Below are 21,817 nucleotides of genomic sequence, written 5' to 3'. Positions count from 1 at the left end.
TATTTTTTATCTCTATAAAAAGTTTTTGCCTATCATTTTTTGATCCTGCTATAAGTCGTATCTTAACCTATGTAGATAAAGACGGAGCCAATAACTATGCTTTCATTCGTGGAATAACAGAAGAACATCAAAAGAGAAGAGAAAAATTTCTTTCCCTTGGGATTGTGGCATCATCCGTTGAACCTCGATTAAATGATAAATCTTCTTATTCCACTGTAATTCCTTTAATAAATGCTAGATATAATAACTTTTATACCTTTGGAGGTATCTATAACGGATATACCTTCTATGAAGGTAATAAATTAAATTTAAATTTTAGTGCTGAGTATAGATTTGTCGGCCATACAAACGAGGATTTTGACTCCTACTTAAAAGAACTTTCTGATGAAAGTAATCCTATCATGACGGGAATTGGAGGCAGTTACCAAATTGGTTATATTCTTTTAACTAGTGGGATCAAACATAATATTCGTGGAAACAGTAATGAAAATACTGCATCTATAGGAGTTTTAGGAGGTATCCCTTTTAAAAAATTTATTATTCTCGGGTTTTTAAGTTATGAGATCATGAGTAATTCCTATACCAATCGATATTTTTCTACATCTATGTCTAATAAATCTAAAAATTTATCTTATAATATAGATGGATTTGGTAGCGCCATAAGATTCACAACTGTCATAGCTTATAGTTTGAACCGAAATATTGATTTATTTTCATACTATTATATAGAGTCTCTTTCAGATAATATAATAAAAAGCCCCCTTGTAAAAGGGAGCAATCCTAGTATGATAGGTTTAGGAGCAACCTATACTTTCTAATTTTTTTAGTTCTTTTTACCTGAATTCCATGCAGGTATTAAAAGTAGCATAGCTATTACTGCTGAGGCTATTAACATCATAAAATATACATTCCATGAATAATTATCTAAAACATATCCTACACCTAATTCAGAACCTGTGGCTCCTATAAAGTATCCAAATAGCCCTGTCCAACCTGCTGACATTCCAGCACTATCATCTTTGGCAATGTCTACTGCTGCGATCCCTATAGCTGCTACTGGAAAATATATTAAAGCTCCTATAAGTGAGATTGCTATATTTATTATTATCATATTATCTGTCATCCAATAAGTTGTTACTAATAAAGCTGATAGTAATAAGCAAATCATAATTAAAGGGGTTCTTCTACCCTTGAAAACTTTATCCGATACCCATCCTAACAATATAGTTCCTGGTATCGCTGCAAATTCAAACATGAAAAATGAAAATCCTGCTTCCTTTATGTTGATTCCCTTATATTGAACCAAGTACACAGAGATCCAATCCAATGTTCCATATCTAAGAAAATAGATAAAAGCATTTGATAGTGCCAAAGACCATAGAACTTTATTTTTCAAAATATCTTCCATAAAAATTTGTTTAGAACTTCTCTTACTTTTTATTTTTACATCTTCTTTTATAATTTCTCCATGATACTCTCTTACAGATGGCAATCCTAATGATTCAGGATTATCTCTCAAGAATACCATTGTCAAAATACCAGCTATTATAGATATAATTCCTGGTAAGAAAAATAACCCTCTCCAGCTCCCTGAAAACATAGTTACACCTATTATTACTACGAATGGAATCAACATAGCTCCTACATTATGAGCTGTATTCCAAACAGACATCCATGTTCCTCTTTCTTCATCAGAAAACCATACTTTCATTGTTTTCCCACATGGAGGCCATCCCATAGATTGAACCCAACCATTTATAGTCCAAAGAACAGTAAAGGCTATAATACTATTAACACTTCCAAACATTATATTCACTATTCCTGCCAAAATAAGTCCAAATCCCATAAAATATCTAGGATTCATTTTATCCGATACTCCACCCATAATAAATTTTCCGAATCCATAAGCTAAAGGCATTCCTGCTGCTATTGCTCCAACTTGAAGTTTAGTATATCCTAGTTGTTCAATCAAATATGGTTTTGCAAATGAAAGGTTTTTCCTTGTTATATAAAAAATTGCATACCCTACAAATATTGTGATAAAAACTTGCCATTTATATTTGGTATACTCCTTATCTACATTTTTAGTGTCGACACCAATAGCTCCTCCGACCGATTTAAAAAAATTACTCATGTTTCCTTCCCCCTATATATTTTTATCCCATTTGCTTTTATTATTTTTAAAGTAATATTTCAAAAAAAAATAAAAGAGAGGACTAGCTTATTAGCTAATCATCTCCTCCTCTCTTTTTCTCTTCAGGATATTTAGTTTACACATATTTATACCGCATACAGAACATTTTGTCAATAAATAATATTGTGATTTAATTATTTAAGTACTGTTTTTTCAAATTAAATTTTCAAATAATAACAAATAAATAACATTTAAAACTAAATAAAACTTAAATAAAATAATAATTATAGTTATTTTATTATTAAAAATATAGCTATATCAAAATGAAACACTGTATCAAAAAGAGAGGAAAATCTTTATAAGATTTTCGTCTCTTTTTGATATCTATAAACTTTTATCTAGTATAAAAACTTAATTCTTTTTTCCCGTATCTTCTTTCATCTGCCTTTTTAAATTCCGATATAGTTTCACTCATATCTTCTAATATATGATGTTCTGCTATTATTAATCCATTTTCAGCTAATATTCCCGTTTCAGATATTTTTTCAAGTACCTTAGTACACACATTGTCTTTGTATGGAGGGTCAAGGAATATAATATCAAATTTCTCTCTTTTTTTTCCTAGAATTGTAAGAGCTCTCAAAGTTTCATTTTTATATGCTCGACACTGATCTTCAAATCCTAAATTATTTACATTTTCTATGATTACTCTAAGGGCATCTTTTTCCTTCTCTATCATTACAGCTCTTGAAGCACCACGACTTATTGCTTCCAAAGCTATATTTCCAGTTCCACTAAATAAATCTAATACTTTAGCTTCACTTATATAGGGAGCAATCATTGAAAATAATGATTCCTTTACCCTGTCTGTAGTTGGTCTAGTATCAAATCCATCTCTACATTTTATATTTTTACCCTTAGCACTTCCAGCTATTATTCTCATATTTCCATACCTCTTCTTTTTATTCTTTTTTTATTCCCCTCTCTTACCTATCAGCGTTCTTTCCCTTGACATCGTAAAAAATATATTTACTAAATATGTTTTTTCGTACTTGTCAATTAAGAGAAAGACTTTCACCTATATTTGCTTTGTTACTCCCTACGAGGGTCTACATTTAAAATCAAGTTTTAAAATAAACTTGGTTTTAATACTCGTAGAATCCCATAAGAAGATGAAGATTAGTATATAAACATTGCATCTCCAAAACTAAAAAATTCATACTTTTCTTTTACAGCTTCTTTATAAACATCAAAGATAAAATCTTTTTCAGATAGTGCTGAAACCAACATAAGTAGTGTTGATTTTGGTAGATGAAAGTTTGTAATCAATGCATCCACTATTTTAAACTCATATCCCGGATATATAAATATCTCTGTATCTCCAGAAGTTGCTATTAATTTGCCGCAGCTATCCGTTGCTGATTCTAGTGTCCTTACAGAGGTTGTCCCTACTGCTACGATTCTTCTTCCTTCTTCCTTTGCTCTATTCACAACTTCTGCTGTTTTTTCTGGTACTTCAAATGTTTCAGAATGCATCTTATGATCTAATACATTTTCAGTTTGAACAGGTCTAAATGTACCTAGTCCAACTTCTAAATATACATCTACTATTTCCACACCTTTTTCGGCTATTTTTTCAAATAATTCCTCGGTAAAATGCAGTCCCGCTGTAGGAGCTGCTACCGATTCACCTTTTTCAGCATAAACAGTTTGATATCTATCTCCATCTTCTAATTTTTCTGTAATATATGGTGGTAAAGGCATCTGCCCTAATTCATGAATAATTTCTTCGAAAACTCCATCAAAAGAAAATTCTAAAATTCTGTTCCCATCATCCTTTACCTCTTTTAAAGTAGCTTTTAATTGTCCATGACCAAATATTATAGTTTGATCTAACTTTAATTTTTTAGCACGTCTTACTAAACATTCCCATCTATTTAATTCTAGCCTTTTTAATAAAAAGACTTCCATCACTGCTCCACTTTCTTTTTTTCCTATAAGCCTTGCAGGGATTACCTTAGTAGAATTTCGAACAAGAACATCTCCTTTATTTAGATAATCTAAAATATTATAGAATTTTTTATGCTCTATCTCTTTTTTAGTTTTATCTACAACTAATAATCTAGAATGATCACGAGGTGTTGTAGGAGTTTGACCTATTAATCCTTCTGGCAAATGATAGTCATAATCTGATAACAATATTTCTTCTTTATTTTTTTCTTGAATCTCTTCTTTCTTATTATTCAATTTCTATACCTCTTTCTCGACTCTTCCTTTTTATACGTTTTCCTTTTGACATCGTTGATTTCTTATAACAAGAAGAAATTTAAGATGTCAATTGGAAAAACACCAACAAGGAAAGAATTATTTTGTTTGTAACATATTCCATAGTTCTGAATCTGTAGACAAGATTACTTTAGTTTTACTATCCATAACCTTCTCATATGCTTCTAATGTTTTCATGAATTTATAAAATTCAGGATCTCTGTTATATGCATCTGCATATATTACTAATGCTTGAGCATCTCCTTCACCTTTTAATTCTTCTGATTTTCTATAAGCTTCTGCTAATATTATAGTTTTTTCTTGATCAGCTTGAGAAGTGATTTCTAGTGATTTTTCTCTTCCTTCAGCTCTATATTTTTTAGCTTGTTGATTTCTTTCAGCTTCCATTCTTTTGTAGATATTTTGTTCGTTTTCCTTGGGTAATTCGACCCTTTTTATCCTTACATCTACTATCTCAATCCCTGAAGACTTAGCTTTACTTTTACTTTCCGCAGTTACATTTTCCATAATAAGATCTCTCTTTGAAGAAATTATTTCAGATAGAGTATATTTTCCCATCTCTCTTCGTAGTTCAGAATATACAATATCATCTAATCTAGCTTGAGCTCCTGCGATATTTTGTACACTTTGTAAAAATAATAGAGGATCAGTGATTCTCCACCTAGCATAGTTATCTATTACTATACTTTTTTTGCCTTTAATTATAATTCCCTTAGGTGCTGCATCATAGTTTAATAATCTCTTATCAAAATATCTAACATCATCAACAAATGGAAGTTTAACATATAATCCAGGTTCCGTTACTACTTCTTTTGGTTTTCCCAATCTAATTACAACGGCATTTTCAATCTCTGAAACTTGAAATAAAGATGTAGACGATACTATTACAATTAATGCTAGAATACTAATTATTATTTTTTTCATTAGCTTCCACACCTCCTCCAATTAAGTTTATAATACTTCCTTTTAATTTAGGATCTATTATTATTTTTTCAATTCCTGGCATTGTTTTTTCCATAGTTTCTAAATACATTCTTGTTTTTGTAACTTCTTTACCCAATGAATATTTTTCACTTAATTTTATAAATTTAGCTACATCTCCTTGAGATTCTTTGACCCTTTTTTCTTTATAAGCTTCTGCTCTATTTATCATTTGAGATGCTTGCCCACGAGCATTAGGAATAATATCGTTTCTATAACCATCAGCTTCATTTATAAATCTAGCTCTATCTTCACGAGCATTTGCTACCTCTTTAAAAGCTTGCATAACTTCTTCAGGAGGTCCTACATCTTGTAGTTGTAATCCTATTATCATTATTCCAGTTCCATAACTATCTAATATTTCCTTTAATTTTTCACGGGTTTCCTCTTGAATTCCCTCTTTTCCAACTGTCAGAGTTTCCTCTATCCCCTTACTTCCAACTACCTGTCTAAGAGATGATTCAGATGCACTCTTTATCGTTTCGTATTGATCTCTTACGTTGAATATATAATCTTTTAAATTGCTAATTTTGTATTGAACACTAAAATCAACATCGATCATATTTTCATCACCTGTAAACATAAGTGATTCTTCTGGAATGTTTTGATATCTTGCAGGTGGTCCAGCCTCAACAGTTTCAAATCCTATCTCTACTCTATAAACTTTCGTTGTCTTTACAACATATCTCTTCCCAATTGGGGTAGGGAAATACCAATGCATTCCTGGCCCTACAGTTTTAGTATATTTTCCAAATCTAAGAAGTACTGCCTCCTCGTCTGGTCCTACTTGATAGATACCAGTTCCTAAAAAAACAAGGAATAATAATATTATTATTCCACCTAATCCACCCTTTAAATGGTTTCTAGTTGGCTTCTTTGACTTTCCTCCCCTTGGAGGTTCATCTTGATCGTTTCTTTCCTCTTTCCTACCGTAAAATATTTCCTTTATGAATCGTTTAACGTCTTCTAAATCGTCGAATCTTATTTCTCCCATAACACTCCCCCTTGACGGCTATAAACCGACTAAATAATGGATAACTAAGTTGTAAAATCTTTTGAAATCGTAAATAATAATCAAAAATAAACAAAATTTATTTTATCTATTCAGTTTTCCAATTACCATTCTTTCGTGTTCTGCATAATCATAATATACCTCTACATTTAAAAAATCATTTTTTTCCATTATTTTTTTTACTGCTTTCCCTTGATTATATCCTATTTCAAAGGCTAAATATCCACCTTTTACTAAGTGGTCAGGGGCATTTTTAGAAATCTCCTCATAAAAATATAATCCATTATTAGGAGCAGTCAGAGCTAATTTAGGCTCATATTTCAAGACCTTCTCCTCCAACACTTCATATTCATAATCTGGTATATAAGGTGGATTAGAAACTATTAAATTAAATTTCTTATATTCTACATCTTTTAGTATATCAGATTTAATAAATTTTACATTGGTAGCATCATTTTCTAACTTATTTTTATTAGCTACATTCAGAGCTTTCTCACTAATATCAACTCCTAAAACCATAGATTTAGGGAGTTTTTTCCCTAAACTTATAGATATAGCTCCACTACCACTACCTATATCTAATATCTTCGGTTCTTCTATTTTATCCATTAATTTTATACATCTTTCTACCAATAATTCAGTTTCAGATCGTGGAATAAGTACCGATTCATCTACATAAAATTTATAACCATAAAACTCTTCAAATCCTAAAACATACTGGAGAGGTTTCTTGTTTTTACCTATTTCTACGAGCATTCTTCGTATCTCTTTTTTTTCTTCCTCTGTTATTCCCCTTTCAAACTTTAGTGTCATCTCCATTCTAGAAACTTTTAAAATATAACTAAATACATGTTCTGCATCTAATTTAGCTTCTTTAGATCCATATTTTTTTAGATATATTATACTTTTAGTCAAAAGTTCTAAAAATTCTTTCCTGTAAGTTTTTTCAATTTTAGCTCTGTCTAAATCTATAGTAATTTTATTATCTTTATTTTCTATCTTTTCTTCCTTTAATAGTTCATCAAATCCAATTTTTTTCTTTATCATTTGTAATATATATCTTTTAATCCTAATTCTCTCATCATCTACGAGGGGTCTATCATATTCTGCATAAAGTAATATCCTGTCAATAGATAACACGTAAGAAATCACCTTTTCTGCTTCTAATCTAGGTTTAGAAAAGGAGTATTTCTTAAAATACTCCTCACTCCATCTCAATATATCGAGTAGATTTTTCATTAATCTACCATACTTTGTAGTTGATCTGCTTGATCAAATGTGATTAATCCATCGATTATTTCATCTATGTCTCCATCTAAGATATAGTCTAACTTATGAACTGTTAATTTGATTCTATGATCCGTTACTCTTCCTTGTGGGAAATTATAAGTTCTAATTTTTTCAGATCTAGCACCAGTTCCTACCTGTAACTTTCTATTCCCTTCGACTTCTGATCTCTGCTTTTCAACCTCAGATTCAAATAATTTAGCTGCTAATAATTTCATAGCTTGCTCTCTATTTTTCAATTGTGATCTACCATCTTGACACTGAACAACTGTTCCAGTAGGCATATGAGTGATTCTTACTGCCGAGTCTGTCGTGTTAACGTGCTGACCTCCTGACCCTCCTGCTCTATATGTATCTATCTTAAGATCCCCTGTTTTTATGTCAACTTGTGTTACATCATCTATTTCAGGTAGGATTGCTACTGTAATTGTCGAAGTATGGATTCTTCCTGAACCTTCTGTAGCTGGTACTCTTTGTACTCTATGTACTCCAGATTCAAATTTTAATCTAGAATAAGCTCCTTGACCTTTGATTAAAAAGATTACCTCTTTTAATCCGCCTACACCAATTTCATTTTTTTCCATTATTTCTATCTTCCATTTTCTTCTCTCTGCATATCTACTATACATTCTGAAAATATCTCCAGCGAATAAAGCAGCTTCATCTCCACCTGCTCCACCTCTTATCTCTACAATTACATTTTTATCATCGTTAGGATCTTTTGGGAGTAATAAGAATTTCATATCCTCTTCCATCCCAGGTAATTTATCCTCTATTTCACTTTTTTCTTCTAACATCATTTCTTTCATTTCGTCATCTTTTTCTTCTTTTAAATTTACTTTAATAAATTCTAACTCCTCTAAGTACCCTCTGTATTCTTTGTATTTCAATACAATTTCTTCCATATCATTTATAGCTTTATTGTATTCGATCATCCTCTTGTGATCTGCTGCTACCTCTGGAGTTGCTAATAATGCATTTAATTCATCATATTTTTTTGCTACGTCATCTAATTTTTTAAACATCTATTCATCCCTTCCTACAACTTTATTTTTTTATAATATCTATTATTTATTATTTATTTTGCCTTGAATAATCTAGTGATTTAAAGCTTTAAAATTCAAGACTTTAACTTGTAAAGTATACCATAATATGTTATTAAAAACAATTTTCCCTTATATTAAGGGAAATTTTTAAATCATATTTTAATAAAATACTAATTTTTAAGTACTTCAATATTTATTATTGACATATCAATAAATATGGTTTATACTTTTTACAAATAGATTATAAGGAGTAAGATTATGTTTAAATTAATTATGACTTTTCAAAATAATAATAATAATAATAATAATAATAATAATATGAGGGGATTTGTATATAGATAACGTTTAGTTATCTTTAGGCAAATCCATTTTGTGATAACAACAAAATGCAGATGCCTAGAACCCCTCAATGAAACTATAAGGGAACCCATCAAGGCAATTTGCTTTGATGGGTTTTTTAATTTATTTCACTTTTTTACCTTAATAATCTTAAACAACTAAATTCAGGAGGACAATCATGAAAGAAGCAACAGGCAAATACGAAAGCAAATTATCACTATTAGAAACAGAGGTAGCAATCAAGAAACTTAAGGATTTTTTTCAAAGTTCATTATCCTACGAACTTAACTTAACTAGAGTTTCAGCACCTTTATTCGTAAGAAAGACATCTGGATTAAACGATGATCTTAACGGAATTGATAAAGCTGTATCTTTTTCAACTGAACATGAAGAAAGATTAGAGATTGTTCATTCACTAGCAAAGTGGAAAAGAATGGCACTATATAGATATGGTTTTGAATGTCATACAGGTTTATACGCTGATATGAACGCCATAAGAAAACATGAGGATCTTTCTGCGATCCACTCTCTATACGTAGATCAATGGGATTGGGAAAAAATAATTTTAGAAGAGGAAAGAAATATCTCTAAACTTAAGAATGTAGTTGACAGAATATATAAAGCCTTTAAAAAAACAGAAAGCTATATAAAGAGAGAGTATCCAGTTCTTACTCTTAGCTTACCTGAAGAGATCCATTACGTTACAGCTCTTGAATTAGAAGAACAATACCCTAAACTTACTCCTAAAGAAAGAGAACATGCTGTTACTAAAGAATATGGTGCTGTATTTATTGTTGGAATCGGAGATACCCTTCCTTCCGGAGAACGTCATGATGATCGTGCTCCAGACTACGATGATTGGTCATTAAACGGAGATATCTTATTCTGGAACCCTATATTAGGCAAATCTTTAGAACTATCTTCTATGGGAATCAGAGTAGATAAAAAAGCTCTATTAGATCAATTGGAAAAAACTGATACTATGTGGAAAAAAGACCTCGATTTTCATAAATCACTTCTAGAAGGAAAGCTTCCTTTCACTATAGGGGGGGGAATAGGACAATCTAGAATCTGTATGTATTTCTTAGAAAAAGCACATATTGGAGAGGTTCAGTCATCTTCATGGCCTACTCATATTATTGAGGACTGCGAAGAAAAAGGAATTGAATTACTATAAAAAGCCAAAAAGGATACCCCTCCTAAAATTTAGGAAGGGTATCCTTTTTTTTTATCTATATTTTACTTTTAAATTTAAACTCAGTTTAAAGATCTATTCCTTCACCCTCAGGGTTTTTAAATTCAGGATAGATTCTTTTTACTTCCCCTGTTGTTGCTGGGTTTTCCTTAAATTTAGTCACATCAATCTCTGAATTATTATTTTCATCAGTTACTATCTCAGCAGTTATCTGAATGTATATTTGTCTAACGTTATTTTCAGTTCCAGTATTTCTAAATAAAGTTCCCAAAACAGGGATATCTCCTAAGATAGGGATTTTATTTATAGTTTCTTTTACTTCTGTCCTTTTTAATCCCCCTATAAATATTACATCTCCATCCCGTACTTGAACCTTCGTATTAATATTACTTTGCTTTTTAGCTCCACCATCTTTATTATATGTCTCCGCTTCATTGGGGTCACTAGACGATCCAGCTTTAACTAAATCAAAACGACTGACCTCAGAACTAATCTCAAGAATTATTGTATCAGGTTCATCCAATCCTTCCCTTATTGTAGGAATAACGGCAAATATTGTTCCTGCTTCTTTAAATATAGGTTCCTTTGTCCTATTGTTATCATCATCTGATTCCTCTTTTTCTCCTACTATTACTTCTTCAATCACTTTAAATTCAGCCAACTCACCATTTACAACAACTACAGATGGAACCGAAGATATTGAAAGGTCATCAGTCTGTTGCAATAAATTTATAGAAAGATCGAGTAAATTTTTACCATCATTAAATATATCAATAAACTTTAATGCTCCATTTATTCCATCAAATCCTATACTTCCACCCTCTGTATTTCGCCCTAAAAGATTAGTTCTAGATTTAGCTATATCACTATCTTTGTTAGAAAATAACCAGTTAAATCCAAGATCTTCCATTAAATCGTCACTTGTATCTAAGACCTGAGCGGTTATTCTTACTTGTTTTACAGGACGATCCATATCATCTATTAATTTTTTAGCGGTATCTATATTGTCTTTGTCCCCTTTTAATACCAACATATGTAATTTGGGAAATGCCGTCACTCTCATAGTTTCTCCCAAGATAGAGTCTACTACACCTTTTATATCTTCAGCAAAAGCGTGCTTTAACTGGATCCTTTCTGTAATAACATCTACACCATCTAAAGATTTCCTACTTCCCAATTCCTTTTCTCTCATTCCTTTTTCTTTTCTAGCTACAACTAATCCCTCTTTATTTTTTTTATCTAAAATAATATCTATATTAGTTATTTTATTTTGCTTAATATCAACTACTTCACTAGATATAGCATACCCATTTTTTTCTAATTTTAATATATAGATACCAGGTCTTATATTATCATAGATAAATATTCCTCCAACCTCTGTTCTTATAGATTTATATCCACTATCTACTAAAGTTACTCTTACATCTTCTAGGCCTTGATCATTGCTACCTTCTATCTTACCTATTAGTGTAGTGACCCCCTTTCCTGTATTAGTCAGCATAATTATTTTTCCTATATATACTTCTTCCAACCCATTTGTCACCTTTATAATATCCAATACTTCCCTTAAAGGCTGTCCCTTATTTATATATAGGTCTATTATCACATCTTTAACCTCTGAATCTGCTACCATGGTTACTTTTGTCACCTTAGACATCAAAGCTAAGGCATCGGATAATTTAGTTCCGTTAAAGTCCATATCCTCCTCAAAATTTGATTGTGGTAATTTTTTTATTGTAACTCCAAAAGCTGTAACACCTACGGTAAAAATTACAAGCAGTATAAAAATATATTTCTTCATATAATCACCTTTCCCTTAAGTATAGGGGAACGGCTTTACCATTCTTCCCCTGTTTTATTTCTATTTTATCCTTAAATACTTTAATATAATAAGTAACATCTTCTATTTCAATCATTTTAAAGCCACTTACTATAGCTCTATTTTTAGAACCATTTTCTAAATAATAGACTACTGCCGAATTAACTCCATTTTGCGTTATCAACATAGTTGGCTTAAACCTTGCTTCCACATATGCTTTGAATTCGTCATAATTTCTAGAAAATTCTTTTTTATCTTCTGTAAACATATTCTCATCATCACCATAATAAATTTCAATTCCTTCATTATAAATTTTATCAGAAAGATATTTAGATAATGGATTCACTTCTTCTTGTACTTCTATTGCAGGAGGCGTCGCTACTTTCACCACTTCTATTAACTCTTTTTTTATTGGTATATCCACCTCTTTTTCTTCTTCTTTTTTTCCACAGGAGATAAGAATGAACCCTATAAATGTTATAAATAATATTTTAGTTTTCATCATTACCCCCCTTTTTTTTATTGGTAATATTGTAATATCCTAGCTTAAATTTAACTTCTATCATTCCTGTTTTAATATCATCTATATTAAATGGTTTACTTACAACCTCTAACCTACTTTTTTTCAAAGTAAGGAGAGTTTTAGAATTTTCCAAGTAATAAAAAAACAATGCTACATCTCTACCATTTCCCATTATTTTATATGGTATCATATTTCTTTTATATTCTTTATTTCCTTCAATTTCAACAGATTCAGTTTTTCCGATTTCTAATAATTCAATATTTAGATGATTTAATATATATTGTACCATCTGCTTTAGTCTAGCCTCATCTTTAAAGCTATACCGTCTAAATTCTTCTAGCAGCTCTTCTAATCTATACTTTTGATCGGCTCTTTCTAATTTTATTTTTTCATATTTTTTTTCAAATAACTTTAAATTTTGTTCAGTTAATACCTTCTCATGCTGAACTTCCAATAGTTCCTCTTTTTTATCAAAAATCCTACCTATAGGCGATATTAGCAAGAAAAAAATAAGTGAAATTATACCAATAATCATTCCTATTACTAAGATTAATTTACTTCGCTTTTTATCAATATTAATATTTATCTCTTTCCCAAATAAATCCATATAACTCAACCCCTAATTATATATTAGTATCTATTTTAATACTAATATATATTCAAATTCATTTATTTTTCCCCCATACTTACTTGCTTTTTTCAAATAATTTAAAGTTACACTCTTATACAATTTACTATCTAACATCCTTTCTTCAAAAAAATAAGCGTTGTCTTCTGAACTCTTTAATTGATTATCTTTAAAAGAAAAACCTTTTATTCTTACCACTTTGCCTTCATAAATCAAACTATTAATCCATACATTTTTAGGAACATTTTCATCCAATGAATGAAAAATTTCTGATACCCTTAGATTTTTTTGAGAGAATATATCCTCTATAATCTCTATTTCCACACCTAAATTAGTTTCTTTTTCTGAATTTATAGTTAATTCTTTTATCCTTTTATTTTTTTCTGCTATCTCTACCTTTTCTATACTAATTTTTTTTTGGACAGATTCTTCTATCCTTTCAACCCCAAAAGATGTTAAGTAAATAATTAAAAAGATACCGATAAAGATCCCTAAACACTTCCTAAAATATTCCTCAATTTCTAATCTATTTTTGTATTTTTTGGTTAAAAAATTCATTTGGTTCATCTATACCACCTCTTTTATTAACGCTCCCATGAGAGTCGTTATTTTAAAAGTCGATAATAGGTCCTTGTCCTCTAAGTTTTTATAATCTAAATTTAATAAGTTCAAATCTATCTCCTCACAGGGGAGGTCAAAAGCATCATCAAAATAAGGTTTAAATCCTTGCATAAGAGCTCCTCCTCCAGTTAATAAGATCTTACTTATCTTTCCTTCAGGCAAATTAGTATTAAAATATTCCAATGAATTTCCTATCTGAGTAGTTAATTCATTTACTACTAGTGTCAAATCTTTAAACATTGACATCTCACTTTGAGTCTTATACTTTCGATTCTCATCATCACCTAATTCTAGTTGCTGTTTCTCTAACTCCGCACCTTCATAATCTAACATCTCATGATCTTTTATTATTTCAGTAAAATCATTTCCACCTATCCCTACAATTCTCAACATATTTAAAGTTCCCAGTGTACTCATAAATATTTTACTGGTTTCTCCTCCTATATCGACAATCATGACATTTTCATTTGTCTCTTCTTCTAATTTTTGATCCAATAGATCTACTAGGTCATTCAGAGCAATAAAATCTGGAATTATTTTTAGTACTCTTATTTTAAAATGGCTTAAAATTCCTAGAATTTTTTCAATTTCTTCTATGGGAATGGTAATTACTAATAATTTTTTATAAAGGTCTTTTTCAGAAACAGTTTCTATCTGGGTAATGAATTCATCCTTTGTATAACCTGAGATTATATCCTCGAGATCCTCTTCTATTTTAGACTCTAAATCAATTTCTGAACCTTCCTCTTTATTATTATATTCCAATGTTTTTACATAAAATTTAGAAGCAGGAATAGTTACTATTAAATTTTTTCCTCTTAAGTTCATTTTTTTACTCAATATTTCTAAGGACTCTTGAAGAGCTACTATTTTTTCTTCAGCCATGTCTAAATAATCAACATAACTAATTTTATCTATCTTTTTATTTTTATAGAGTACGGCCTTTATTCCACTATTTCCTATATCTAAAGCTCCATCAACTTTAAACTTAAACATAGATCCTACCTCCTTTTTATTTTAATTTTTCTACTGTCATCTCTTCTAATTCATCAACAACGATCTTTCCTCCACTGGTAGTAATTTTTTCCTTATAAGTTACTCTATAATTTTCTATCCCTATACTACCTGAAGATATAGAAACTATTTTTTCATACACAAATATTGTATCTCCATCTGTTTTAGTAGTAGGGTTAATTGAACTCAAATTACCAATAATAGTAGTAGGAATTGTATTTTCTACACCACTTTTTATCAATCTATACCCTCCAATACTTATGGCATCTACATCATCTTTATCTTTATCTAAAGTCCATAATCTTACTATTTTTTCACCGCCATTATTTAGCCAGGCACGACTGATTATTTTACTACCTATGACTTTGTCCTCTGCTATCCATGGCTGAATTGCTTGAACTGAAGTTACTCCTGGGACTTTTGACGTTCCTAGTTCTGGATCCCAATAGGAAGCAAAATATTCATTGTAGTTATTTAGAACTACCCCTGTATAATGATTATTTTCTATTGGGACTATTATTCTTTTACTCCCAGAGGAAATTTCTTCAGTATATTGTTTTGTTTCAGAAAGAGATCCTATATAAGTATCTACTCCATATTTTCCAAAATAGGTTGACCCTACTTCATATGAGTAACCCCTACTTACATATTCATCTGCTATATATAGTTCATAGTGGGCTATAGCTGATCCACTATCTAAACCACTACTTACCTTCATTCCCTTTATCTTATATATAGACCGTTTATTTCTATTTCTAGCTATATAATACATAGTTAGTGTAATTGTCATAAAAAATGATAGCATCAGTATAGATAAGATTAAAGCTGAACCTTTTTTTTTCATAACTATACCTCCTTATACCACCTATTGTAGCATTGATAATATTATTACTCTAAATTTATCCTTGTGATTCCTACATCTCTAACTTCATTTCTTACTTTCCCTTCTAGTCTCTTAGGTACATCTATTTTAAAATGAAAGAGTAATATCTTATCTTGATACTTAAACTCACCTATTTTTATATTACTCAATATAATAGAGTTGTCCCCTAAAGTAGTAAAACTGTCCCCATCTTTTAATTTCAAATCACTGCCCACTATTGTATATTGAACGTATTTAGGATTTCCATTTAGGTCTGTAGTATAAATAATAATTTTTTTTCCTGTAGTACCCTCACTTAATAAAGTATCATCATTAAAAACTCCTACTGGTTCTCCTCCTAAACTACTGTCACTCCTTGAATTTCTAACATCTCTTTTTATAAACTCCACTACCTCATTTAAACGACTATCTACCTTAGATTGATTATAGAGTCTATCTTGAGCTCCTATAAAAGCATTGATCATAGGAGAGGATATAAGCATAACTATACCCATTATAGCTGTTACTACTAATATTTCTATCAAACTAAATCCATTTTTTTTCATTTCATCACTTCCAATTTTCAATAGGAGTCACTATAAATGTTGTTACCATCTCTTTTTTTCTTTTGGTTAAATTAGAATCTTCTAATTTTCCGTACCCAAAAATAATTTTTCCATAGATAAGTTCTTCTCTATATACGTTGATTTTATTTCCTCCTGTAATAGGATCAGTGTAACTATCATTAGTCTTATTATAGTCTTTCAAATTGCCCTTTGTTGTTTTTAAATCTAAATAAAGACTAACATCATTTAGATTTATACCCTTAGAATTAAATAAAACCATCTCTATAGGTATACCAAAATCAGTAGCGAATTTATTTAATGTGAAAGCTCCCCCACTAGTAGAACTAAACAAATATGGAGTTATCGTAGTAAAACCTCCTAAAAAACTTAAATCATCATATCCTCTAGATTTTATATAATCTATCATTGTTTGACTAATTCTAGCCGCTTCTTCGGTTTCAGCGGCTCTATGATGGAATAATATAGCTTTTGTTGCTACAGTTACTACAGGTACTATTCCTATAAGTAATATTCCCAAAGCTACTAAAGCTTCTATTAAACTATATCCTATTTTTTTTCCCCTATTTTTTTCCCCTATTTTTTTTTGAAACATCATTCCACCTCCTACAACTTAGCTTAAATACCCTATCACTAAACCTGCTATTGCTATATAAGGTCCAAAAGGCATTATATCCTTCCTTGTTTTTCTTTTCAAAAGAATTAATCCCACACCAATTATTGCTCCTAAAACAAACGCAATATTTAAAAACATAAAAACTTGATATAGATTAAAATAACCTACCATTGCTCCTATACCCATGGCTAATTTTACATCTCCAAATCCCATCACTTCATAACCAAAACTCTCTCCAAACCCATATAAAACTATATAAAATAATGCAAAACTTCCTGCTCCTAATACACTTTTTTCAAAACCAATAGTAAAAAAAGAAGTCATAATCCCTATTATAAAAATAGATAAACTAATTCTGTCTGGGATATAATAATGGGTAAAATCCACCCAGATACCTACTACTAAAAGGCATATAAATATTAAGTATTTTATTCCAAATATTCCTAAACCAAATCTTAAAAAAAATATATAGAATAAAATACCTGTTATAAATTCTACAACAGGGTACTGAACAGATATACTTCCTTTACACTCACTGCATTTTCCCTTTAATATAAAGATATAGGAGAACACAGGTATGTTTTCATACCACTTAATTTTATTTCCACACACCGGACAATGCGAAGGGGGAAATGCTACGCTTTCCCCCTTCGGTATCCTGTAGATGCAAACATTTAAAAAACTTCCAATAATTAATCCTACTAACAAAGCTAACCACTGCATTTTTTACCTCACTTTTTATTTAAATTCATATATTATCTATCAACTAATTTTATCGTATCTAAATATATAATACGCATATATTTTTATTTTTCCTGTAATCAAAATATATTTTTAAAAATAATGTAGGTTTACAATTATATAATACTTTTATTATACGTTGTTTTTTTGTCTTCTGCAAATCAAAAAAAAAGTGCCCTAAGGCACTTTAAAAAATTATTTATTTAAGTTGTAGAATACTCCCATACCTTGATATACAGCAGCGTCTCCTAGTTGTTCTTCAATTCTTAATAATTGATTGTATTTAGCCATTCTATCTGATCTTGATGCAGAACCAGTTTTAATTTGGCCAGCGTTAGTTGCCACAGCAACGTCAGCGATTGTATCATCAGCAGTTTCTCCAGATCTATGAGACACAACAGCAGTCCATCCTGCTTTTTTAGCCATTTCAATAGCTTCTAAAGTTTCAGTTAATGTACCAATTTGGTTTAATTTAATTAAAATTGAGTTAGCAGATTTTAATTCGATTCCTTTTGCTAAGTACTCAGTATTAGTTACTAATAAATCGTCTCCAACTATTTGAACTTTATCTCCCATCTTCTCTCTCATAGATGCGAAACCTTTCCAGTCATTTTCATCTAATCCATCTTCAATAGATGTAATAGGATACTTTTCTACTAATTCAGCATACCATGCGATCATTTCAGTAGTTGTTCTCTTAACTCCGCCTTCTCTTTTGAAGTTATATAATTTTTCTCCATCTTCTCCACCTTCACAGAATTCAGATGCAGCAGCGTCTAAAGCTAAAGTAATGTCTTTTCCTGGTACATATCCAGCAGCTACGATAGCTTCTAAAATAATATCTAAAGCTCCTTCAGTTCCTTCAATTTTAGATGGTGCATATCCACCTTCGTTTCCTACGTTAGTAGAATCTCCGTTTGCTTTTAAGATTTTTCCTAAGTGATGGAATACTTCAGTTCCCATTCTTAATCCTTCTCTAAATGATGTAGCTCCTACTGGTTGTACCATGAATTCTTGTACATCTACAGCTGAATCAGCATGTGATCCACCATTTAAGATATTCATCATTGGTAATGGTAAATCTTTTGCGTTTGCTCCACCTAAGTATTTATATAAAGGTTGACCTAAAGCATTTGCTGCAGCTTTTGCAGTTGCTAAAGATACTCCTAATATTGCGTTTGCTCCTAATCTTGCTTTTGTTTTAGTTCCATCTAAAGCTATCATCTTTCTATCTAAAGCTACTTGACCAGTTGCGTCCATTCCTAAAACAGCTTCTCTGATCTCAGTATTTACGTTTTCTACAGCTTTTAAACAACCTTTTCCAAGGTATCTAGCTTTATCTCCATCTCTTAATTCAACCGCTTCTCTTTCTCCTGTTGATGCTCCTGAAGGTACTGCAGCTCTTCCCATTGATCCACATTCTAAGATTACGTCAACCTCTACTGTTGGGTTTCCTCTTGAATCTAATATTTCTCTTCCTAAAACTTCTACTATTCTAGTCATGTTGTCCTCCTGAATTTTTTTTATTATTTAATATATATTAATAATAGTACATTTTTTTGACTATGTAAAGATTAATTTTGTATCATTTTCAAACAAAAATAGAGCAAAAAATGCCTAGATGTTATTTTACCAACTTTTATAGTCTACACTTAAAAAAGTGTTTTTTCAAATAAAAAAGATATAGAAAATTCTATACCTTTTTAACGATTATAATTTCTTCATCTCTTCCATTAACTTTTGATTTTTATAATCATAAATTACTCTATCTTTTACTTTTCCAAAATTAGCTTTTTCAAACTTTATTTCCTTTGTTTTTTGGAACACATAGATTCCTTTTTCAGTTTTTATTACACTGATTTCATCTAAATTAGATTCAAATATTTTTTTAGCTAATAGATCATCATAACCTAAAAGTTTGATATATCCATCTTTTTTTATATCTAAATATTCCGAAACTTTATGCTTTGAATATGATTTTTTACTCGCGTCTTCAAATTTTATTTTATTAGTCTTTAACTCTTCAGATACAGTTTTAGCAGTTTCCGTTACCTTTTTGAAAGTTTCTTCTCCTGAAGTCACTTTTATTAAGATATGAGATGCTTTAACCTCTCCTTTTCCTTCATTTTTATTTTCTACAAAGATAATATGATAACCAAATTTTGATTTTACAACCTCTGGATATACACTTCCTACTTCACATTTAAAAGCTGCTGTTTCAAATTCCGGAATCATTTGACCTTTTCCAAACCATCCTAAATCCCCACCATTTGGTGCACTTGGTCCCTCTGAGTATTTTTTAGCCATCTCAGAAAAATTAGATGCATCTACTTCTTTTAAAACCTTAGTAGCTCTTTCTTTAGCTTCTTCTATATCTAAATCTGTTGGGTTCACAACAAAATTAATTATGTTTGCATCAGCACTAGCTTCTACATTATAGTTATCTTTATTTTCATTAAAGAACTTCTTGATCTCTACATCACTAGCTACAATGTTCCCTTTAATATTATCTACAAGTTGTAATTTAAGATCCATTATTTGATTCATAGCAGGGAGAGTTTCATCTTTTTTTGCTCCTCTATCTAGTGCTACTTTAGCTAATTTAATCTCGTCTTTTATATTAGCTATAGATTTAACTTTTGCTTCATTATAGTCTTTAACTCCATAAAAAGATTGGTATAAAGCACCTTTTATAACATCTATATTAGTTATCTTAAATCCGTCTTCTTCAAATTCTATAGTAGGAGTAATATTTCCATAATTTTCTCTAATATCATCTACCTCAGCTGCTTTTTTAGCTGTTTCTATAAGTCTAATTAATTCTTTATTTCCATTTACTTCCTTTAGTTTTTTCTCAACAAGAAGTTTCGCTTCCTCATAAGTTTTACCTAAGTACTCTCTATATTTATCTTTTTCATATTGAGTTACTTTCTCATTTTCTGTTATTTTAGTTTTTTCTATTATTTTATCTCGAGTTTTTTCTATTAAAATAGAGTCTTTAATAGATAGTTCAAAACTTTTTTTAGTATACCCTTGTGCAGATAACATTCTTTTAAACTGTGCTTTATCTGGAATCTGTGTTTCTATAGCACTAATTTTAACTTTTATTTCTGAACTACTTACCTTAACTTTCAAATCATCTCCAATTTCTTTTAATATCTCATTGGTTAAAATATTATCTACTGCTAATATTTTAGATTCTTCTCTGTCCATAGGAATAGTAAAATATTGACTGTATTGATTAGTAATATTATTGATGCCTCTTTCTAACTCTGTAATTGCTATTTTCTCTCCATTTACCTTAAAAGCATATCTTTTATTTTTTAATCCCATACTGATATTACTAACTATTACAGTTAACATTGAGATGAAAAATCCTATTGTAATCATCCAAATTACAGGTTTCATCTTTTTTCTCAAACTTCTAATTGCCATTTTATTCCCCCATTTCTTTTTTTATACTATCCTTTTTGATCTAGTTTATATCTTCTAATCTTTTCATATAATGTAGTTCTACCTATCCCTAATAGTTTAGCAGTTTCTTGCTTATTCCATCTAGTTTTTTGTAAAGCTGTAGCTATTACTACTTTTTCAACATCTGCTAAATTGTAAAGTTCCTTCTCTAATATTTCTTTTAACGGTCCTAACCCAATTATTGTTTTATTTTCAAGTGTATCTGATTTCATTTTGATCTCTAATGGTAGATCTTCTACTCCAATTACTCTATCAGTTGATAATATAATCATTCTTTCAATTATATTTTTTAACTCTCTAATATTTCCAGGGTATGAATATTCCATAAGGTATTTCATTGTATCACTTGAAATAATAGGCATCTCTCTATGAATATCAACAACTATCTTATTCAAGAAATAGTTAGCTAATAGAGGAATGTCATCTTTTCTCTCTCTTAATGGTGCCATTTCTATAGGGACAGCTGTTAATCTATGATATAGATCACTTCTAAATTTTCCACTCTCAACCTCTGTTTTAAGGTTCTTGTTTGTAGAAACAATAAATCTAATATCTACTTTCTTAGTTTTATTTCCTCCTACCCTTCTGAATTCACCGTACTCTATTACTCTTAGTAATTTTGCTTGAGCTTTAATATCTAAACCTGTAATTTCAT

General features: G+C 30.2%; 20 protein-coding genes and 1 pseudogene. 2 read left to right on the top strand and 19 right to left on the bottom strand.

Going from position 1 to position 21,817, the window contains the following annotated elements:
• A partial coding sequence (locus WBG30_RS07330) for a MipA/OmpV family protein (RefSeq protein ID WP_424503987.1) occupies positions 1 to 818 on the top strand: 818 nt, incomplete at its 5' end.
• A 5-nt stretch (positions 819 to 823) separates the two neighbouring features.
• Here WBG30_RS07330 and WBG30_RS07325 read toward each other — a convergent pair.
• The 7 genes and pseudogenes from WBG30_RS07325 to prfA all read right to left on the bottom strand — a co-directional run bounded on the left by WBG30_RS07325 (position 824) and on the right by prfA (position 8,725).
• Positions 824 to 2,134, bottom strand: a complete 1,311-nt coding sequence (locus WBG30_RS07325) for an MFS transporter (protein ID WP_424503986.1) — start codon at positions 2,132 to 2,134, stop codon at positions 824 to 826.
• A gap of 394 nt (positions 2,135 to 2,528) precedes the next feature.
• A pseudogene (rsmD, locus tag WBG30_RS07320) lies at positions 2,529 to 3,083 on the bottom strand (16S rRNA (guanine(966)-N(2))-methyltransferase RsmD); the annotation flags it as partial.
• A 230-nt stretch (positions 3,084 to 3,313) separates the two neighbouring features.
• Positions 3,314 to 4,336: a tRNA preQ1(34) S-adenosylmethionine ribosyltransferase-isomerase QueA gene (queA, locus tag WBG30_RS07315; RefSeq protein ID WP_424503988.1), complete on the bottom strand. Its 1,023-nt coding sequence runs from the start codon at positions 4,334 to 4,336 to the stop codon at positions 3,314 to 3,316.
• A gap of 162 nt (positions 4,337 to 4,498) precedes the next feature.
• Positions 4,499 to 5,344 (bottom strand): protease modulator HflC, encoded by an 846-nt coding sequence (gene hflC / locus WBG30_RS07310; RefSeq protein ID WP_424503985.1) that lies wholly within the window; start codon positions 5,342 to 5,344, stop codon positions 4,499 to 4,501.
• Positions 5,325 to 6,395: an FtsH protease activity modulator HflK gene (gene hflK, locus WBG30_RS07305; protein ID WP_424503984.1), complete on the bottom strand. Its 1,071-nt coding sequence runs from the start codon at positions 6,393 to 6,395 to the stop codon at positions 5,325 to 5,327. The genes hflC and hflK overlap by 20 nt, the downstream gene beginning before the upstream one ends.
• Before the next feature lie 102 nt (positions 6,396 to 6,497).
• Positions 6,498 to 7,652 (bottom strand): peptide chain release factor N(5)-glutamine methyltransferase, encoded by a 1,155-nt coding sequence (prmC, locus tag WBG30_RS07300; RefSeq protein WP_424503983.1) that lies wholly within the window; start codon positions 7,650 to 7,652, stop codon positions 6,498 to 6,500.
• Positions 7,652 to 8,725 carry a peptide chain release factor 1 gene (gene prfA, locus WBG30_RS07295; RefSeq protein WP_424503982.1) on the bottom strand — a complete coding sequence of 358 codons (1,074 nt, stop codon included), beginning with the start codon at positions 8,723 to 8,725 and terminating at the stop codon, positions 7,652 to 7,654. The genes prmC and prfA overlap by 1 nt, the downstream gene beginning before the upstream one ends.
• A gap of 538 nt (positions 8,726 to 9,263) precedes the next feature.
• On the opposite strand from prfA, the gene asnA reads away from it, so the two are divergent.
• Positions 9,264 to 10,262 carry an aspartate--ammonia ligase gene (gene asnA, locus WBG30_RS07290; protein WP_424503981.1) on the top strand — a complete coding sequence of 333 codons (999 nt, stop codon included), beginning with the start codon at positions 9,264 to 9,266 and terminating at the stop codon, positions 10,260 to 10,262.
• A gap of 85 nt (positions 10,263 to 10,347) precedes the next feature.
• On the opposite strand, the gene WBG30_RS07285 is transcribed toward asnA, so the two are convergent.
• The 12 genes from WBG30_RS07285 to WBG30_RS07230 form a co-directional block, all read right to left on the bottom strand.
• Complete coding sequence (locus WBG30_RS07285) at positions 10,348 to 12,081, bottom strand: secretin N-terminal domain-containing protein (RefSeq protein ID WP_424503980.1); 1,734 nt, start codon at positions 12,079 to 12,081, stop codon at positions 10,348 to 10,350.
• A 4-nt stretch (positions 12,082 to 12,085) separates the two neighbouring features.
• Positions 12,086 to 12,601 carry a hypothetical protein gene (locus tag WBG30_RS07280; RefSeq protein ID WP_424503979.1) on the bottom strand — a complete coding sequence of 172 codons (516 nt, stop codon included), beginning with the start codon at positions 12,599 to 12,601 and terminating at the stop codon, positions 12,086 to 12,088.
• Positions 12,591 to 13,229: a hypothetical protein gene (locus WBG30_RS07275; protein WP_424503978.1), complete on the bottom strand. Its 639-nt coding sequence runs from the start codon at positions 13,227 to 13,229 to the stop codon at positions 12,591 to 12,593. Before WBG30_RS07275 ends, WBG30_RS07280 begins: the two co-directional genes overlap by 11 nt.
• A 30-nt stretch (positions 13,230 to 13,259) precedes the next feature.
• Positions 13,260 to 13,817 carry a PilN domain-containing protein gene (locus tag WBG30_RS07270; RefSeq protein ID WP_424503977.1) on the bottom strand — a complete coding sequence of 186 codons (558 nt, stop codon included), beginning with the start codon at positions 13,815 to 13,817 and terminating at the stop codon, positions 13,260 to 13,262.
• On the bottom strand, positions 13,818 to 14,867 hold the full coding sequence (pilM, locus tag WBG30_RS07265) for a pilus assembly protein PilM (RefSeq protein ID WP_424503976.1): 1,050 nt from the start codon (positions 14,865 to 14,867) through the stop codon (positions 13,818 to 13,820). It lies immediately after the preceding gene.
• A gap of 16 nt (positions 14,868 to 14,883) precedes the next feature.
• Positions 14,884 to 15,729, bottom strand: a complete 846-nt coding sequence (locus WBG30_RS07260; RefSeq protein WP_424503975.1) for a hypothetical protein — start codon at positions 15,727 to 15,729, stop codon at positions 14,884 to 14,886.
• 44 nt (positions 15,730 to 15,773) lie between these two features.
• Complete coding sequence (locus WBG30_RS07255) at positions 15,774 to 16,313, bottom strand: PulJ/GspJ family protein (protein WP_424503974.1); 540 nt, start codon at positions 16,311 to 16,313, stop codon at positions 15,774 to 15,776.
• A gap of 4 nt (positions 16,314 to 16,317) precedes the next feature.
• The gene (locus WBG30_RS07250; protein WP_424503973.1) at positions 16,318 to 16,926 is read right to left on the bottom strand and encodes a type IV pilus modification PilV family protein; all 609 of its coding nucleotides are present in this window, start codon (positions 16,924 to 16,926) and stop codon (positions 16,318 to 16,320) included.
• 18 nt (positions 16,927 to 16,944) lie between these two features.
• Positions 16,945 to 17,670, bottom strand: a complete 726-nt coding sequence (locus WBG30_RS07245; protein ID WP_424503972.1) for a prepilin peptidase — start codon at positions 17,668 to 17,670, stop codon at positions 16,945 to 16,947.
• A 213-nt stretch (positions 17,671 to 17,883) separates the two neighbouring features.
• The gene (gene eno, locus WBG30_RS07240) at positions 17,884 to 19,191 is read right to left on the bottom strand and encodes a phosphopyruvate hydratase (protein ID WP_424503971.1); all 1,308 of its coding nucleotides are present in this window, start codon (positions 19,189 to 19,191) and stop codon (positions 17,884 to 17,886) included.
• A 207-nt stretch (positions 19,192 to 19,398) separates the two neighbouring features.
• Positions 19,399 to 21,123 (bottom strand): peptidylprolyl isomerase, encoded by a 1,725-nt coding sequence (locus WBG30_RS07235; protein WP_424503970.1) that lies wholly within the window; start codon positions 21,121 to 21,123, stop codon positions 19,399 to 19,401.
• A 26-nt stretch (positions 21,124 to 21,149) separates the two neighbouring features.
• Positions 21,150 to 21,817 (bottom strand): sigma 54-interacting transcriptional regulator (locus tag WBG30_RS07230; RefSeq protein ID WP_424503969.1); only part of this gene is annotated, 668 nt, incomplete at its 5' end.

Origin of the sequence: Psychrilyobacter sp., from assembly GCF_049671765.1 — a bacterium.
In the GTDB taxonomy this organism is placed as follows: domain Bacteria; phylum Fusobacteriota; class Fusobacteriia; order Fusobacteriales; family Fusobacteriaceae; genus Psychrilyobacter.
This window is presented reverse-complemented; position numbering and strand designations above follow the sequence as displayed.

What these genes read in the sequence shown, in the direction of transcription:
- hflC (WP_424503985.1), bottom strand. Translation starts at nt 5,344, where the DNA reads ATGAAAAAAATAATAATTAGTATTCTAGCATTAATTGTAATAGTATCG.
- pilM (WP_424503976.1), bottom strand. Translation starts at nt 14,867, where the DNA reads ATGTTTAAGTTTAAAGTTGATGGAGCTTTAGATATAGGAAATAGTGGA.
- prfA (WP_424503982.1), bottom strand. Translation starts at nt 8,725, where the DNA reads ATGTTTAAAAAATTAGATGACGTAGCAAAAAAATATGATGAATTAAAT.
- WBG30_RS07285 (WP_424503980.1), bottom strand. Translation starts at nt 12,081, where the DNA reads ATGAAGAAATATATTTTTATACTGCTTGTAATTTTTACCGTAGGTGTT.
- WBG30_RS07255 (WP_424503974.1), bottom strand. Translation starts at nt 16,313, where the DNA reads ATGAAAAAAAATGGATTTAGTTTGATAGAAATATTAGTAGTAACAGCT.
- WBG30_RS07245 (WP_424503972.1), bottom strand. Translation starts at nt 17,670, where the DNA reads ATGCAGTGGTTAGCTTTGTTAGTAGGATTAATTATTGGAAGTTTTTTA.
- WBG30_RS07260 (WP_424503975.1), bottom strand. Translation starts at nt 15,729, where the DNA reads ATGAAAAAAAAAGGTTCAGCTTTAATCTTATCTATACTGATGCTATCA.
- WBG30_RS07325 (WP_424503986.1), bottom strand. Translation starts at nt 2,134, where the DNA reads ATGAGTAATTTTTTTAAATCGGTCGGAGGAGCTATTGGTGTCGACACT.
- WBG30_RS07250 (WP_424503973.1), bottom strand. Translation starts at nt 16,926, where the DNA reads ATGTTTCAAAAAAAAATAGGGGAAAAAAATAGGGGAAAAAAAATAGGA.
- hflK (WP_424503984.1), bottom strand. Translation starts at nt 6,395, where the DNA reads ATGGGAGAAATAAGATTCGACGATTTAGAAGACGTTAAACGATTCATA.
- WBG30_RS07275 (WP_424503978.1), bottom strand. Translation starts at nt 13,229, where the DNA reads ATGGATTTATTTGGGAAAGAGATAAATATTAATATTGATAAAAAGCGA.
- WBG30_RS07270 (WP_424503977.1), bottom strand. Translation starts at nt 13,817, where the DNA reads ATGAACCAAATGAATTTTTTAACCAAAAAATACAAAAATAGATTAGAA.
- WBG30_RS07235 (WP_424503970.1), bottom strand. Translation starts at nt 21,123, where the DNA reads ATGGCAATTAGAAGTTTGAGAAAAAAGATGAAACCTGTAATTTGGATG.
- WBG30_RS07280 (WP_424503979.1), bottom strand. Translation starts at nt 12,601, where the DNA reads ATGAAAACTAAAATATTATTTATAACATTTATAGGGTTCATTCTTATC.
- prmC (WP_424503983.1), bottom strand. Translation starts at nt 7,652, where the DNA reads ATGAAAAATCTACTCGATATATTGAGATGGAGTGAGGAGTATTTTAAG.
- asnA (WP_424503981.1), top strand. Translation starts at nt 9,264, where the DNA reads ATGAAAGAAGCAACAGGCAAATACGAAAGCAAATTATCACTATTAGAA.
- eno (WP_424503971.1), bottom strand. Translation starts at nt 19,191, where the DNA reads ATGACTAGAATAGTAGAAGTTTTAGGAAGAGAAATATTAGATTCAAGA.